Here is a 15,228-nt window from a genome sequence, read left to right as displayed (position 1 = left end):
CTTGCAGCAAGGTCTTACCGTGTTATTATCAGTGGATGGCTCAATAACAATGCCACAATTTCACGCATAACGATGAGATATGACAAAATGACCGATAAACTAACCTCCCTGCGTAAACTGACAACAGTAGTAGCAGATACCGGGGATATTGCGGCGATGAAGCTTTATCAGCCACAAGATGCGACAACTAACCCATCTCTGATCCTTAACGCTGCACAGATTCCTGAATACCGTAAACTAATTGATGAAGCAATTGCGTGGGCGCGCGAACAGAGCGATTCCCGCGAGCAGCAGATTGTGGATGCTAGTGATAAACTGGCGGTAAATATTGGCTTGGAAATTCTCAAACTGATCCCAGGCCGTATTTCGACAGAAGTTGATGCCCGTTTGTCTTATGACACCGAACGCAGTGTTGCCAAAGCTAAGCGCTTGATTAAGCTATATAACGAGGCTGGTATCAGCAATGATCGGATTCTGATCAAATTGGCTTCAACTTGGCAGGGTATCCGTGCGGCTGAACAGCTAGAAAAAGAAGGGATTAACTGTAACCTGACACTACTGTTTTCCTTTGCTCAGGCGCGTGCTTGTGCGGAAGCCGGGGTTTATCTGATTTCGCCATTTGTTGGCCGTATCCTTGACTGGCATAAAGCGAACAGTGATCAGAAAGAGTTCGCTTCACACGAAGATCCGGGCGTCATTTCTGTAACTGAAATCTACCAATACTATAAACAACATGGCTATAACACTGTGGTTATGGGAGCAAGTTTCCGTAACGCTGGTGAGATCTTGGAATTGGCCGGTTGTGACCGTTTGACTATTGCTCCCGCACTGTTGAAAGAGTTGTCTGAAGCTCAGGGTGAAGTTGAACGTAAACTGGGTTATACCGGTGAAATTAAAGTGCGCCCAGAACCATTGAATGAAGCTCAGTTCTATTGGGAACATCATCAGGATGCAATGGCAACAGAAAAACTGGCGGATGGTATCCGTAAATTTGCTATTGATCAGGGCAAACTTGAGAAGATGATCGCTGATCTGCTGTAATGATGGGCGATAAACTATTCTTTTAGCATTAAAGGCGGCATAATTGGCCGCCTTTTTGCTACTAACTTTTTGCTACTAAATTGTGTTAATTGAGGTTTATATGAATGAACTGCGCATTGGCTTGGTATCCGTCTCTGATCGTGCATCGAGCGGTATTTATCAGGACAAAGGGATTCCGGCATTGGAAGAGTGGCTGAAAAGTGCGATTACCACCCCTTTTCAGATAGAGACTCGTCTGATCCCGGATGAGCAGATCATCATTGAACAAACCTTGTGTGAGTTAGTGGATGAAATCGGCTGTCATCTGGTTTTGACCACCGGTGGAACGGGCCCGGCTCGTCGGGATGTGACGCCTGATGCCACATTAGCGGTTGCAGACCGTGAAATGCCGGGTTATGGCGAACAGATGCGTCAGATTAGTTTGCAATTTGTTCCAACGGCAATTTTATCCCGTCAGGTTGGCGTTATCCGCAAACAGGCGCTGATTTTGAATTTGCCGGGGCAACCAAAAGCAATCGCAGAAACGTTGGAAGGCTTGAAAGACGAAAACGGCAAAGTTCAGGTATCCGGCATTTTTGCCAGCGTGCCGTATTGTATCCAATTGCTGGATGGCCCATATGTGGAAACTAATGATAAGGTAGTCGCAGCTTTTAGACCGAAAAGTGCTCGTCGTTGAATAATGAGTTGATTGTAGAAAGAATCAAAAAATCGAACTTTTATCTGCCACCTATCGAAAGGTAATTTCAACATTTTAAGCTTATAATTAATTTGGTATGTTGATTAGTTTGTTTGGAATAAATTTCGGGGTGAAAAATGGAACGGCTAAAAAAAGTAAAGATTGGTTTTATTGCTGGCTTGGCATTGGTTATGAGCGCAATGGCACCAACGGTGGCGTTAGCAATGGAGGCAAAGACCACGGTAGCTCAGTTGATTAATCAGCGTCTCTCTTACATGAAAGATGTGGCAGGATACAAGTCTGAAAATCATTTACCTGTTGAAGTTTTGGCTCAAGAAGAGAAGGTTCTTGCTAAATCAATAAGTGAGGCTGAATCTTTCGGGTTAAATGGGGAATCAGTTAGACCATTCGTTATAATCCAAATGAATGCGGCAAAGGCGATTCAATATCGCTATCGAGCTGATTGGTTGTCAGTTCCTGAAAATGGTTGGCAACCGAAGCCGCTAGATGATGTTCGGATTAAAATTAGCGGGTTGAGTACGGAAATCCTCCAACAAATTGCAACCTTGCTCAAAGCCGGAGAAAAAATAAGCGCTTCTGACAAAGAAATGTTTATGAAGAATATTCAACAACACAATTTAAAGGATTCGGATAAACAGCAAATTTTCGCGGCGCTTGAAAAGGTGAAATTAAAATAAATCACAATCCCTCGCTCTTTAGCAAGAAAAGCCGGTCTTTTTGAAGTGAGCCTTTGGAAATGGATTTGCTTTACGGTTTTTCAAGCTACCAGCAGCACATACAGCAACAATTACCATTTTGAAATCCATAGGGTATATATACCCTATGGATTTTGAGATGCATCGCGACGGCAAGGGAGCGAATCCCCGGGAGCATAGGTAACTATGTGACCGGGGTGAGTGAGTGCAGCCAACAAAGAGGCAACTTGAAAGATAACGGGTATATTTAAATTTTTTGTGTAATCGTTGATATTTGCGTGATTGGTATCTCAGATTAGTGTTAATGCCGGTTGTTAAACTGTGTCCAGCCTGAGTGTTAATAAAGATTTCCACAACCGGTGTTGAAAAGTATAGATTAAGGTAAGAGACTGCCATGCCCCAAATTGCATTCAATCCTATTGAACATCCCCATCGTCGTTATAATCCGTTAACCGGGCAATGGGTTTTGGTCTCTCCTCATCGGGTGAAACGGCCGTGGCATGGGCAGGATGAGCAGCCATTGATAGACAATATTCCGAACTATGATGAGCAATGTTTTCTTTGCCCATCAAATACACGTATTTCCGGTGATAAAAATCCTGCTTATCAAGGAGCCTTTGTTTTTAATAATGATTTTTCGGCTTTAATGCTCGATTCACCTGATTTACCACCATCATGTCATCCACTATTTAAAGCGCAGGGGGTTAGAGGATTAAGTCGCGTGATCTGTTTTTCTCCCGATCACAGTAAGACATTGCCGGAATTGCCGGTTAAACACATTCGTCAATTGATTGATACCTGGAATGAGCACATTGAAATACTGGGTAAGGAATATCTTTGGGTTCAAGTTTTTGAAAATAAGGGTGAAGCAATGGGATGTTCTCAGCCTCATCCACATGGGCAAATCTGGGCGAATAGTTTTCTGCCAAACGAAATTGAACGTAAAGATAAACAACTGCGTGCTTATTACCAAGAACAGAGTTCTAATTTATTGATGGATTATATTCAGGCTGAATTAGCTGATGGTGAGCGGGTTGTGGTCGATACAACCCATTGGTTGGCGGTTGTGCCTTATTGGGCAGCATGGCCCTATGAAACCATGTTGTTACCTAAAGTTCATGTGCGTCGAATGAATGAATTAACGGATCAGCAACGCGATGATTTGGCGGTCGCGCTTAAAAAGCTTACCAGCCGTTATGATAATTTATTTCATAGCGCTTTTCCCTATTCGATGGGTTGGCATTTTGCACCGTTTTTTGAACAAGGCGCTGATATTGAACATTGGCAACTACATGCACTTTTCTATCCGCCATTATTGCGATCGGCTACTGTGCGAAAATTTATGGTGGGTTATGAAATGTTTGCTGAAAAACAACGTGATTTAACCGCAGAGCAAGCCGCTCAGCTTTTGCGTGCTGTGAGCGATATACATTATAAAGAGCAACAATGTTCATTATCGAGTGGCTGATACTATATTTGAGAGTAATGTGATGAAGACTTTAATTAATCGCGTTGAAAATGTTTTTGATTTAGTATTTCATTATATGCCGACACATATTATTCAAGCGCCGGGTCGGGTTAATTTGATTGGAGAGCATACGGATTACAATGATGGCTTTGTATTGCCCTGTGCTATTAATTACCAAATTGTGGTTGCGGCGGCGAAACGAGAGGGTAATATTATCCGCGTTGTTTCGGTTGACTACGGCAATCAATTAGATGAATTTGATATTAGCCAACCTATTACATTTCACGAAAGTAAAATGTGGGCCAATTATATTCGCGGTGTTGTAAAGTGTCTGCTCAGTCGTGGCTATATATTTAACGGGGCAGATATTGTGGTAGCGGGTAATGTGCCACAAGGGGCGGGATTAAGTTCATCGGCGGCACTGGAAACAGTTATTGGTCAAACAATTAAAAACCTTTACCACCTAGTCATTAGCCAAACAGAAATTGCCTTAAATGGGCAGCAAGCTGAAAATGAATTTGTCGGTTGTCATTGTGGCATTATGGATCAATTAATTTCCGCGCAAGGTAAGAAAAATCATGCATTATTAATTGATTGTCGTCATTTAACCACGCAAGCTGTATCTATGCCGAAAGATATTATAGTTATGATTATTAATTCAAATAAAAAACGGGAATTGGTTGGCAGTGAATATAATATCCGTCGGGTTCAATGCGAACAAGCAGCGGCATTATTTGGGGTTAAAGCTTTGCGGGATATGACATTAGATGAATTTGAAAAACGGAGTGTGGGGCTTGATAACGTGGAGTTTGATAACATAGTGGCTAAACGTGCACGTCATGTAATCACAGAAAATGAACGTACACTTCTGGCAGCAAAAGCATTAGCAGAGGGTGATATACCCTTAATCGCGGAACTGATGGCGCAATCACATCAGTCAATGCGTGATGATTTTGAAATTACCGTGCCCGAAATCGATACCTTGGTTGATATTGTGCAGCAAGCCATTGGTAAACAAGGTGGAGTGAGAATGACCGGTGGTGGGTTTGGCGGCTGTGTGGTGGCTTTAGTACCACAAACTCTGGTTGATGTGGTTAAGGGGGCGGTAGAACAATACTATTTTGCGTTGACAGGTCTGAAAGAGACTATTTATGTGTGTCAGGCTTCGGAAGGTGCAAGTTTGATTGAAATAGGGTAGCAATATGCTCATAACGGACTGGAAGAGGGGAAAAATTTTTGCCTTCTTCCAACCCACGGTTTATTACGGTTTTATCTCGCCAATGGGCAGAATAGTGCGGCCATACTGCTCATTCAGCACTTCCGCCATTGCCAGATAAAATGCGCTGGCACCACAAATTATCCCTTCATAGCCGGCAATCGTCAGAAGAGTGGTATTGCCAGTAAAGTTGCCAATCGCTAACAGAGCGAACAACAGTGTCAGGCCACCAAAGATAAACTGTAGTATGCGGTTAGCCTTGAAGGTGCCAAAGAACATAAACAGAGTAAACACCCCCCACAGGCCAAGATATACCGCTAAATATTGGCTGCTGGTGGCTTCTGCCAGTCCCATTTTGGGCAGAAATAATAACCCAACCAGACTGAGCCAAAACAACCCATAAGAGGTGAAAGCCGTTGCGGCAAAGGTATTGCCTTTCTTATATTCAAAAAGCCCTGCCAATACTTGAGCCAGGCCGCCGTAGAAAATGCCCATACTCAGGATAACGGATGCTAGTGGAAAGAAACCTGCGTTATGCAGATTCAGAAGAATGGTTGTCATGCCGAAGCCCATTAAACCTAAGGGGCCGGGGTTAGCCAATTGATTCGCGTTCATAAGTCCTCTGAAAGAAAGTCATATACCCGTCATCTTTCAAGTTGCCTCTTTGTTGGCTGCACTCACTCACCCCGGTCACATAGTTTTCTATGCTCCCGGGGATTCGCTCCCTTGCCGTCGCGATGCCTCTTGAAATCCATAGGGTATAAATAGCAAAGGGGGCGAATCATAATGATCTGTCAGCAAGGAAACAATGACCTTTGAAATAATAAAAAGGTTTTTTTTCGCATCCCCCCTTGATGATAGTTTTAACGACCCCATCTTATAATCAACCGCAGTTGCTAATCGCTGCTCTAATACAGTCAGTGTATATAAGCAAGGGTGAGGAATCGCGTAGAGGCATAAAAATAGGTGCCATTGAAAAGCAGAGAGTTATCCTCATATTGGTTAGCAACTTGATTGATTACGAATTTCTTTGGAGGCGTTTAGATGGGTAAAATTATTGGTATCGACCTGGGAACTACCAACTCTTGTGTAGCTATTATGGATGGCACGACAGCTCGTGTGCTGGAAAACAGCGAAGGTGATCGCACAACGCCTTCCATCATTGCTTATACCCAGGATGGAGAGACTCTGGTTGGTCAACCGGCTAAACGTCAGGCTGTTACTAACCCGCAAAATACATTGTTTGCTATTAAGCGTCTGATCGGCCGTCGTTTCCAAGACGAAGAAGCGCAACGCGATGTCGCTATCATGCCATACAAAATTATTGCGGCAGATAATGGCGACGCATGGCTGGAAGTGAAAGACCAGAAGATGGCTCCTCCTCAGGTTTCTGCTGAAGTTTTGAAGAAAATGAAGAAAACGGCAGAAGATTATCTGGGTGAGCCAGTGACTGAAGCGGTAATCACCGTACCTGCCTATTTTAACGATGCTCAGCGTCAAGCAACCAAAGATGCTGGCCGTATCGCAGGTCTGGAAGTAAAACGTATTATCAACGAGCCAACCGCTGCTGCACTGGCTTATGGCTTGGACAGAGAAGTAGGTAACCGTACTATCGCGGTTTATGACCTTGGTGGTGGTACTTTCGATATTTCGATTATCGAAATCGATGAAGTTGACGGCGAAAAAACCTATGAAGTGCTGGCAACCAACGGTGATACTCACTTGGGCGGTGAAGACTTCGACAGCCGTATGATCAACTATCTGGTTGACGAATTTAAGAAAGATCAGGGCATTGATCTGCGTAATGACCCATTGGCAATGCAACGTCTGAAAGAAGCCGCGGAAAAAGCAAAAATTGAGCTTTCTTCTGCACAACAGACCGATGTTAACCTGCCATATATCACCGCAGATGCAACTGGTCCTAAGCACATGAACATCAAAGTGACCCGTGCGAAACTGGAATCACTGGTAGAAGATCTGGTTAAACGTTCTATGGAGCCTGTACGAGTCGCATTGCAAGATGCCGGCCTGTCAGTTTCTGATGTGAACGATGTCATTCTGGTGGGCGGTCAGACCCGTATGCCAATGGTACAGAAAGTGGTTGCTGACTTCTTCGGTAAAGAGCCACGTAAAGATGTGAACCCTGACGAAGCGGTAGCAATGGGTGCTGCGGTACAGGGCGGTGTTCTGGCCGGTGATGTGAAAGATGTCTTGTTGCTGGATGTTACACCACTGTCTCTGGGTATCGAAACAATGGGTGGCGTTATGACTTCCCTCATTGTGAAAAACACCACGATCCCAACCAAACACAGCCAGGTGTTCTCTACGGCGGAAGACAATCAGTCTGCGGTAACTATCCATGTGTTGCAGGGTGAGCGTAAACGTGCCGGTGATAACAAATCTTTGGGCCAGTTCAATTTGGATGGTATTCAGGCAGCACCTCGTGGTATGCCTCAGATTGACGTGACTTTTGACATCGATGCTGACGGTATTCTGCATGTGTCCGCTAAAGACAAAAATAGTGGCCGCGAACAGCAGATCACTATCAAGGCTTCTTCCGGTCTGAATGAGGAAGAAATTCAACGGATGGTTCGTGATGCAGAAGCGAACGCGGAATCTGATCGTAAGTTTGAAGAGTTGGTACAAGTTCGTAACCAGGCAGATCAACTGGTTCACGGCACGCGTAAGCAAGTGGAAGAAGCGGGTGACAAGCTGCCAGCAGAAGATAAAACCGCGATTGAAAGCGCTGTAGCTGAGTTGGAAAAAGTTGCTAAAGGCGAAGATAAAGCGGATATCGAAGCGAAAATTCAGGCTTTGGTTCAGGCTTCCGCTAAGCTGTTGGAAATTGCTCAGCAGCAGGCTCAGGCTGGTGCAACCGCAGATGCTGGTGACAGTGCGAAGAAAGATGACGATGTTGTAGACGCTGAATTCGAAGAAGTTAAAGATAAAAAATAATAGCCCTTAGCGGGCGCGGTGACAGTTAGATGATGATAACTGTTGCTGATTAACCGGCACGGGCGTTGAGGGAACTCTGCGCCCGTGCGCGCATGTTAAGGGTAAAATAAGAGATGGCGAAAAGAGATTATTACGAGGTTTTGGGGGTTTCCAAAACAGCGAGCGAAAAAGAGATTAAAAAAGCCTATAAGCGGCTGGCGATGAAATATCATCCTGATCGTAATCAGGGCGATAAAGAGGCAGAAAGCCAATTCAAAGAAGTTAAAGAAGCTTATGAAATTCTGACGGATGACCAGAAACGGGCTGCTTATGATCAATATGGTCATGCTGCTTTTGAACAAGGCGGCATGGGCGGCGGCGGAGCTGATTTTAGCGATATCTTTGGTGACGTTTTCGGTGATATTTTCGGTGGTGGTCGTCGTCAACAGCGTCCAAGCCGCGGTGCTGATTTGCGTTACAGTATGGAGTTGACGCTGGAAGAAGCGGTTCGTGGTGTGACCAAAGAGATCCGTATCCCGACACTGGAAACTTGTGATATCTGTCATGGTAGCGGCGCTAAAGCAGGAACCAGCCCTGTAACCTGTTCAACCTGTCAAGGTGCTGGTCAGGTTCATATGCGTCAGGGATTTTTCACCGTTCAGCAACCTTGCCCACACTGTCATGGCCGTGGTCAGATTATCAAAGATTCTTGCCATAAATGTCATGGTCATGGGCGAGTTGAAAGATACAAAACCCTGTCTGTCAAAATCCCGGCGGGTGTGGATACCGGTGACCGTGTTCGTTTGAGTGGTGAGGGTGAAGCGGGGGCTAAAGGCGCACCCGCAGGTGATTTGTATGTCCAGGTACAGGTGAAATCACACCATATTTTTGAGCGTCAAGAAAGTAATCTCTATTGTGAAGTGCCGGTTAACTTTGCAATGGCGGCACTGGGTGGAGAAATCGAAGTTCCAACTCTCGATGGTCGTGTGAAATTGAAAATACCTGCGGAAACCCAGACAGGTAAAATGTTCCGCATGAAAGGCAAAGGTGTTAAATCTGTCCGCGGTGGTGTTCAGGGTGATTTATTGTGCCGGGTAGTGGTAGAAACGCCGGTTAAATTAAATGAAAGACAGAAAGAATTACTGCGCGAATTGGGTGAATCTTTCGGTGGGGCCGGCGAAGAAACGAATAGCCCACGTTCTAAAAGTTTCTTCGATGGCGTAAAGAAATTTTTTGATGATTTGACCAAGTAAATATCTTCACATAATAGAGCTGGATTGTTAAATAAAGCTCGAATTATGGGTAAAAAGTCCTCGTTTTAGATGAGGACTTTTTGTTTTGGTTAAGAATTATAAACTAAACGTAATTTGTGTGAGCAAATTATAGGCATCATCCTCTTTTGGTGTCACTGATGGGTGATGAGTATACGATAAGCTATTAGTCCAATAGATGCCGTTGTAAACACGATAGCTATACGCTACAGAAGCGGTTGCACTATAACTTTCAGCAAGTTGACCATTGCGAGCAAAATAATTTTTTGCATCGTCGCTGAACTTATTATAGGCCAGACCAAAAGTAACCATATCGTTTGGACGCGAATCAAATGGACCAATGCTGAACAGTGATAATGAAATGTCGGCATTAAACAGGTTACGATCCTTTGGCGCATAGTTGGCTTTACCGTCAATATACCAGCCACGGAAAGGCATTGACATATCCGGCTTGGTTATTTGGTGGGTAGCGGCGATATAATGAGAGTAAGTGTAATTTTCATACTCTGAATTGTTATAGTTAAAATAAGGGGTTTTATTGAACACCGATCCACCCCGAAGCCAGATCATATTTTCCGTTTCATTGGCATTAACACGATAACCTAATTCGTTGATGACTAAGGTTCCTGCACTGGGAAGTTTCCAGCGCAGACCATAGGTATTATATTTTGAATCGGTTTTTAAACCTTCTGAGCTTTGACTTCTGGCAACGCCAATGTGGTCATACCAACGTTTATTTTCCGATAAAAACCGAATATCTATTGATGGACTTGGTTTGCTAATGGTTAGTCCAGCTTGGGACAACATCACACTGGTTGGCCCTAGCGCTGATGATGCTGTACTGCTACCCAAAAATAAGCCATAAAAATGGGAGAGTAGTGTCGTATAGCCATAATTTAATATGACTCGATCATTCAATAAGGGTTGATTAATGGAAAAGGCTGAGACAAAAGGATGTCCATCTTGACCATTATTTTTGAAGTTATTATAAGCATAGGTTAAACCTAAACGCAGTTGTGCTTTATCAGTGAAACCAATCCGTGATAAATCATAAGTGAGTTCTGTCGCGGCGATATTACCGGTAGTTAAGCGCTGTCCCATATAATTGGGACTAGGCGTATTTTTCCAGCTTCTTGATATATCGTAGGTTAGATTAGTAAGTAGTTGAAAATTTGCATAAAAGCCACGATCTGCCATCTCTTTTCTAAGGCCGCCCCATTCAGGAAATACTGTATCGCATGCAGATGAAACCGAAGGTGTTTCTGGTCCTCTTGGTAAAAGGGTATCATACGAGTGGCAGTTATTTTCCGCTGCTACAGTGACATTGTTATAAAGCAAAATAAGTGGAATCGTGAGTAAAAGAAATTTATTGGTTATTTTCATTTTCTACCTCCGGGGCTTGAAGGGTATTACCGTGACTGCTGATCACCGCTTTATACCAATTAAAACTTTTTTTACGCCGCCGTTCTAACGTTCCATTGCCTTGGTCATCACGATCAACATAAATAAACCCATACCGTTTTGACATTTCTGCGGTAGAAGCGCTGACCAAATCTATTGGCCCCCATGAGGTATATCCTAATAACTGAACTCCATCTTCAATGGCTTCCCGTATTTGAAATAAATGATCGTTAAGATATTTAATACGATAATCATCAATAATAGAGCCATCGTCTTGAATAACATCTCTGGCGCCCAAACCGTTTTCTACAATAAACAGGGGTTTTTGGTAACGGTCATATAGCATATTGAGAAGATAGCGAATGCCTTTAGGATCGATTTGCCATCCCCATTCTGAGCTGGACAGATAAGGATTTTTCACCGGATTAATGATATTCCCCGAGGTCTTGATAATCTCAAGGTTTGTTGTTGCGCAGCTACTCATGTAGTAACTGAAAGAGAGGAAATCAACCGTTTCTTTGAGTGCTATTTTATCTTCATCTGTGATATCAAGTGTGATATTTTTTTCTTTAAATAGACGGGTCATATAAGATGGATAATATCCACGAGCTTGTACATCAAAGAAGAATAGCCATTCACGATTCTTTTTCAATGATTCTAATATATCATCGGGATGACAAGTTAATGGATAATAAGGGGCCGCTGCCACCATATTACCTATTTTTGCATCAGGAATAATTTCATGGCAGGCTTTAACTGCGTTGGCACTGGCAACTAATTGATAATGTAGTGCCTGATAAATATCTTGAATTTTACTGTTTTCTGGTAATCCTGCACTGGTAAAACAGGAGAATAAAGACATATTAATTTCATTGAATGTCAGCCAATATTTTACTTTATGCTGGTAACGTTCAAAAACAGTTCTGGCATAATGGTCAAAAAATGCAATTGTTTTCCGATTTCCCCAACCACCATATTTTTTTACTAAGCCATAAGGCATTTCAAAATGAGAAAGCGTAATGAGTGGTTGAATATTATATTTTATCATTTCGTCAAACAGGCGATCATAAAAAGCCAGGCCGTTTTCGTTCGGTATTTCTTCATCTCCCTCAGGGAATATACGTGTCCAGGCGATGGAGGTTCTCAGGCATTTAAATCCCATTTCAGCAAATAGCGCAATATCCTCAGGATAACGATGATAAAAATCGATACCAATATCCTTAATATGAAAATCACCTAAATTGCGTTCTATGCTGTGACCAATGACGCCGTGGGGTTGCATATCTGAGGTTGATAACCCTTTTCCATCTATTTGATGGGCTCCTTCAACCTGATTTGCCGCCAGCGCTCCTCCCCAAAGGAAGTTATTTGGAAATTGTTTTTTCATGATTTTCCTCTTGTTAATTGCTCGTTAAACTTGGAAGATATCCTCTTAATATGATTCATCCTCTCAGAGTTTAAATTAATTTTTTGTACCGGATGTTATTGGTGAAACTTTTACTTCTGATGGTAAACCGAATAAATAGGTTGCGATACAAGAAAAGATAAATGAACCTAACGAACCTAATATGACACTCCAGAAAGCACTATCTATGCCGGTGGGAGAAATAAATGAGGTGAACGCAAAGATACCCATGCCGCCAACGTTATATGCTGTTCCTGAATAGAAGCCGACAATTGCTCCGCCAAGCGCCCCACCAATACAACCGATAATAAATGGGCGTTTTAGTGGTAATGTCACACCGTAAATAGCAGGTTCAGTGATGCCAAAGAGACTTGATATCAGTGCAGTACCTGATAATGTTTTCATATTCTTATCACGTGTACGTAAAAATACCCCCAGAGTTGCACCTGCTTGACCAAATATTGCTGGCTGGAGCAGTGGGGAGAGCATATCTTTTTTCTGGGTCATCATGTTATTGATCATTATTGGGATAAGTCCCCAATGCAGACCGAAAATAACACAAACTTGCCACAATGCGCCCATCAGGAGTCCGGCAATGACTGGGTTTAATTGATAGAAGAAGAGATATCCGGCAGCCAGGCCATTACTAAGCTCTGTTGCTACAGGGCCAATAACTAGAAAAGTTAAAGGAACGGTAATTAACAGGCACAGGAAAGGTGTGGCAAACAGTTTGACGGAGGAATGAAACCAGCTATTAAACTTCTTTTCCAGCAAGCAGCTAAACCATGCTGATAAGATAATGGGAATAATGGTTGAGCTATAATTAATGAAATAGACAGGAATGCCAAGGAAATTGAGGTGAACAGCAGGGGTCGTTTGCGAAAGTTTAAATGCCTCGGTCATGGTGGGATAGGTTAAGGCGGCTCCGATCACCATAGTAATAAAAGGGTTGCCTCCGAACCGTTTACCTGCGGTATATCCTAATAAAATAGGCATGAAATAGAGCATGGCATCGCCGGTAGCGTATAAAATTTTATAGGTCCCGCTGTCTATGCTCATCCAATTGAACACGTCGGATAAAGCGAGAATACCTTTAATTAATCCGGCGGCGACCAATACACCTAATAGCGGGGTAAAAATACTGGAAATGATATCAATGGTGGCATCAAGAATACGTTTTAAACCTTTTGCATTATCTTGTTTTATCCCTTGCGGTGACGTTACACTTTGTTTAACTTCGGTTTTTTCTGTATTATCTTGTAAGTATCTATTAATATCGTCGTAAACATCCCCTACGTGACTACCGATGACGACCTGATATTGCCCACCACTCTCTACTACGGTAATAATTCCCTTAGTCTGTTTGAGTAATTCGCTATTGGCCAGACTGCTATCTTTAAGTTTAAATCGTAAACGAGTAGCGCAATGGACCAGGCTAGATATATTCTCTTTCCCACCTATTGCGCTGACTATTTTCTTTGCCAGACTTTCGTATCTCATTAGACTTCCCCTTCATTTAATACGCTGAAAACAGCGAAAGACCGAATTTAAGGCAAAAAAAAACCTAACCCATCATCTATAATCGCCCTGGAATAAGGGGATCGTGACGTGATGGATTAGGTTTTGCCCGACGTCAGTCGCAACTAAGTCGGTAACAAGCCTATATCAGTTGGTTAAAAGCTAGTTATTCCTTGTGATACTTGCAAGTCATTAAATATAATTTTGGTAAAAATGTGATACTTATCATAAATACCTTGGGTAAGTTGGGTATGTTGCTGTGCCGTTGACTTTGTAAAAATAATGCCTTAGCCTGAAAGATAACATAATGAATATAGTGTACAGGAGTGTTACTGATAAGATCAGGCACAACCAGGTCACAAATATATTTCACCTATTTTATAGGCTTAGGTTGGAGCATATATACCCTAAAGATTTCAAGATGCATCGCGACGGCAAGGGAGTGAATCCCCGGGAGCATAGATAACTATGTGACCGGGGTGAGCGAGTGCAGCCAACAAAGAGGCAACTTGAAAGATGACGGATATAATAGTTTATCCTGTAAGGTATCTCTTTTGTTAACGATAGTAAAACTCATAAATAATAATGTCGTTCTTGCCATTGATGAGAATAATAATGAAGTTATTCTAATGGATAAGGGCATAGGTTTTAATAGAAAAAAAGGCGATAGGCTGAATGTTCAAGATGTTGCGAAAGTTTTCACTGTTGAAAAGAACGATAGAATTAATCAAATTATTGCGACTATTCCAGTCTCAGTTATAGAGCTAACCGAGAAAATTATCGCATTAGGGAAAGATCTTCTTGGCAAATCTCTCAACGATTCATTACTCATTACTTTGTCAGAGCATTTAAACTTTGCATTTGAGCGTGTGAGTAAAGGATATCAGATTGGTAATGTCTTACAATGGGAGATCCCTCATCTTTACCCGTTGGAATATGAAGTCGGTAAACAGGCACTTATCTATATTAATGGCCAGATTGAAAAACCATTACCGCCGATAGAAGCCTCATTGATTGCCTTGCATTTTGTCAATGCTCAATATGAAGGGCAAACGATGGGAGATACATTAAAATTAACGAATTTGATTAATAAAACGGTTAAGCTCATTCACTACTATTTTCATGTTAACCTTGATACAACCTCGGTAAATTACTCTCGTTTTATTACCCATTTGCGCTATTTCCTGATTAGACAAAATAAAAATGAGCATTCTTCTGCGATTGAGATGGATTTTTCTCTGCAAGAGTTGATAGAAGAAAAGTATTTCAAAAGCTACAACTGTGCAGTTAAGCTAATTAAATATCTGAGGGAGAAATATCAATGGAAAGTGCCCGATGATGAATTGATTTATTTAGTCATTCATATAGAACGGGTGGTTAATGATAGTTATAAGAGCAGGGAATTATAAGTAAGTGGAGCGTCAAAATAAGTGTCAATTGCTAATGGTATTAGGTGAGTATATTTATACCCGTTATCTTTCAAGTTGTCTCTTTGTTGGCTGCACTCACTCACCCCGGTCACATAGTTATCTATGCTCCCGGGGATTCGCTCCCTTGCCGTCGCGATGCATCTTGAAATCCA

13 protein-coding genes are annotated in these 15,228 nt (G+C 42.4%); 8 read left to right on the top strand and 5 right to left on the bottom strand.

The window, feature by feature from the left end; all coding sequences use genetic code 11:
- The first annotated feature begins 87 nt into the window (after positions 1-87).
- The 5 genes from tal to galK all read left to right on the top strand — a co-directional run bounded on the left by tal (position 88) and on the right by galK (position 5,099).
- Complete coding sequence (gene tal / locus AACQ38_RS03235; protein ID WP_112872360.1) at positions 88-1,041, top strand: transaldolase; 954 nt, start codon at positions 88-90, stop codon at positions 1,039-1,041.
- A gap of 100 nt (positions 1,042-1,141) precedes the next feature.
- Positions 1,142-1,717 carry a molybdopterin adenylyltransferase gene (mog, locus tag AACQ38_RS03230; protein ID WP_112872361.1) on the top strand — a complete coding sequence of 192 codons (576 nt, stop codon included), beginning with the start codon at positions 1,142-1,144 and terminating at the stop codon, positions 1,715-1,717.
- Positions 1,718-1,854: 137 nt separating this feature from the next.
- The gene (locus AACQ38_RS03225) at positions 1,855-2,415 is read left to right on the top strand and encodes a chorismate mutase (protein WP_165577388.1); all 561 of its coding nucleotides are present in this window, start codon (positions 1,855-1,857) and stop codon (positions 2,413-2,415) included.
- Between the two features lie 412 nt (positions 2,416-2,827).
- Positions 2,828-3,901, top strand: a complete 1,074-nt coding sequence (locus tag AACQ38_RS03220; protein ID WP_011144954.1) for a UDP-glucose--hexose-1-phosphate uridylyltransferase — start codon at positions 2,828-2,830, stop codon at positions 3,899-3,901.
- A gap of 22 nt (positions 3,902-3,923) precedes the next feature.
- Positions 3,924-5,099, top strand: coding sequence for a galactokinase (galK, locus tag AACQ38_RS03215; protein ID WP_165577413.1), 1,176 nt, complete (start codon positions 3,924-3,926; stop codon positions 5,097-5,099).
- A gap of 63 nt (positions 5,100-5,162) precedes the next feature.
- Here the strand turns inward: galK and satP are convergent, their stop codons facing one another.
- Positions 5,163-5,732, bottom strand: coding sequence for an acetate uptake transporter (satP, locus tag AACQ38_RS03210; RefSeq protein ID WP_165577387.1), 570 nt, complete (start codon positions 5,730-5,732; stop codon positions 5,163-5,165).
- A 429-nt stretch (positions 5,733-6,161) separates the two neighbouring features.
- Between satP and dnaK the strand changes: the two genes are divergently transcribed.
- Together dnaK and dnaJ are read left to right on the top strand one after the other, a co-directional pair.
- Positions 6,162-8,072 carry a molecular chaperone DnaK gene (dnaK, locus tag AACQ38_RS03205; RefSeq protein WP_011144958.1) on the top strand — a complete coding sequence of 637 codons (1,911 nt, stop codon included), beginning with the start codon at positions 6,162-6,164 and terminating at the stop codon, positions 8,070-8,072.
- Positions 8,073-8,185: 113 nt separating this feature from the next.
- Positions 8,186-9,304: a molecular chaperone DnaJ gene (dnaJ, locus tag AACQ38_RS03200; RefSeq protein WP_011144959.1), complete on the top strand. Its 1,119-nt coding sequence runs from the start codon at positions 8,186-8,188 to the stop codon at positions 9,302-9,304.
- Positions 9,305-9,400: 96 nt separating this feature from the next.
- Here the strand turns inward: dnaJ and AACQ38_RS03195 are convergent, their stop codons facing one another.
- From AACQ38_RS03195 to AACQ38_RS03185, 3 genes are all read right to left on the bottom strand, one after another.
- Entirely contained in the window at positions 9,401-10,705 is a 1,305-nt protein-coding gene (locus tag AACQ38_RS03195) for a carbohydrate porin (protein ID WP_165577386.1), read from the bottom strand.
- Entirely contained in the window at positions 10,689-12,110 is a 1,422-nt protein-coding gene (locus AACQ38_RS03190; RefSeq protein ID WP_109791309.1) for a glycoside hydrolase family 1 protein, read from the bottom strand. Before AACQ38_RS03190 ends, AACQ38_RS03195 begins: the two co-directional genes overlap by 17 nt.
- Positions 12,111-12,185: 75 nt before the next feature.
- Positions 12,186-13,628 carry a PTS transporter subunit EIIC gene (locus tag AACQ38_RS03185; protein ID WP_165577385.1) on the bottom strand — a complete coding sequence of 481 codons (1,443 nt, stop codon included), beginning with the start codon at positions 13,626-13,628 and terminating at the stop codon, positions 12,186-12,188.
- Positions 13,629-14,116: 488 nt separating this feature from the next.
- On the opposite strand from AACQ38_RS03185, the gene AACQ38_RS03180 reads away from it, so the two are divergent.
- The gene (locus AACQ38_RS03180) at positions 14,117-15,055 is read left to right on the top strand and encodes a PRD domain-containing protein (protein ID WP_240002187.1); all 939 of its coding nucleotides are present in this window, start codon (positions 14,117-14,119) and stop codon (positions 15,053-15,055) included.
- Here the strand turns inward: AACQ38_RS03180 and AACQ38_RS03175 are convergent.
- Positions 15,034-15,168 (bottom strand): hypothetical protein, encoded by a 135-nt coding sequence (locus AACQ38_RS03175; RefSeq protein ID WP_255562944.1) that lies wholly within the window; start codon positions 15,166-15,168, stop codon positions 15,034-15,036. The two genes, AACQ38_RS03180 and AACQ38_RS03175, sit on opposite strands and share 22 nt — an antisense overlap.
- Positions 15,169-15,228 lie beyond the last annotated feature (60 nt).

Origin of the sequence: Photorhabdus sp. RW14-46, assembly GCF_963887965.1 — a bacterium.
Classification (GTDB): Bacteria; Pseudomonadota; Gammaproteobacteria; order Enterobacterales; family Enterobacteriaceae; genus Photorhabdus; species Photorhabdus laumondii.
The sequence above is the reverse complement of the archived record's forward strand: the minus strand, read 5'-3'. Positions and strand labels throughout refer to the sequence as shown.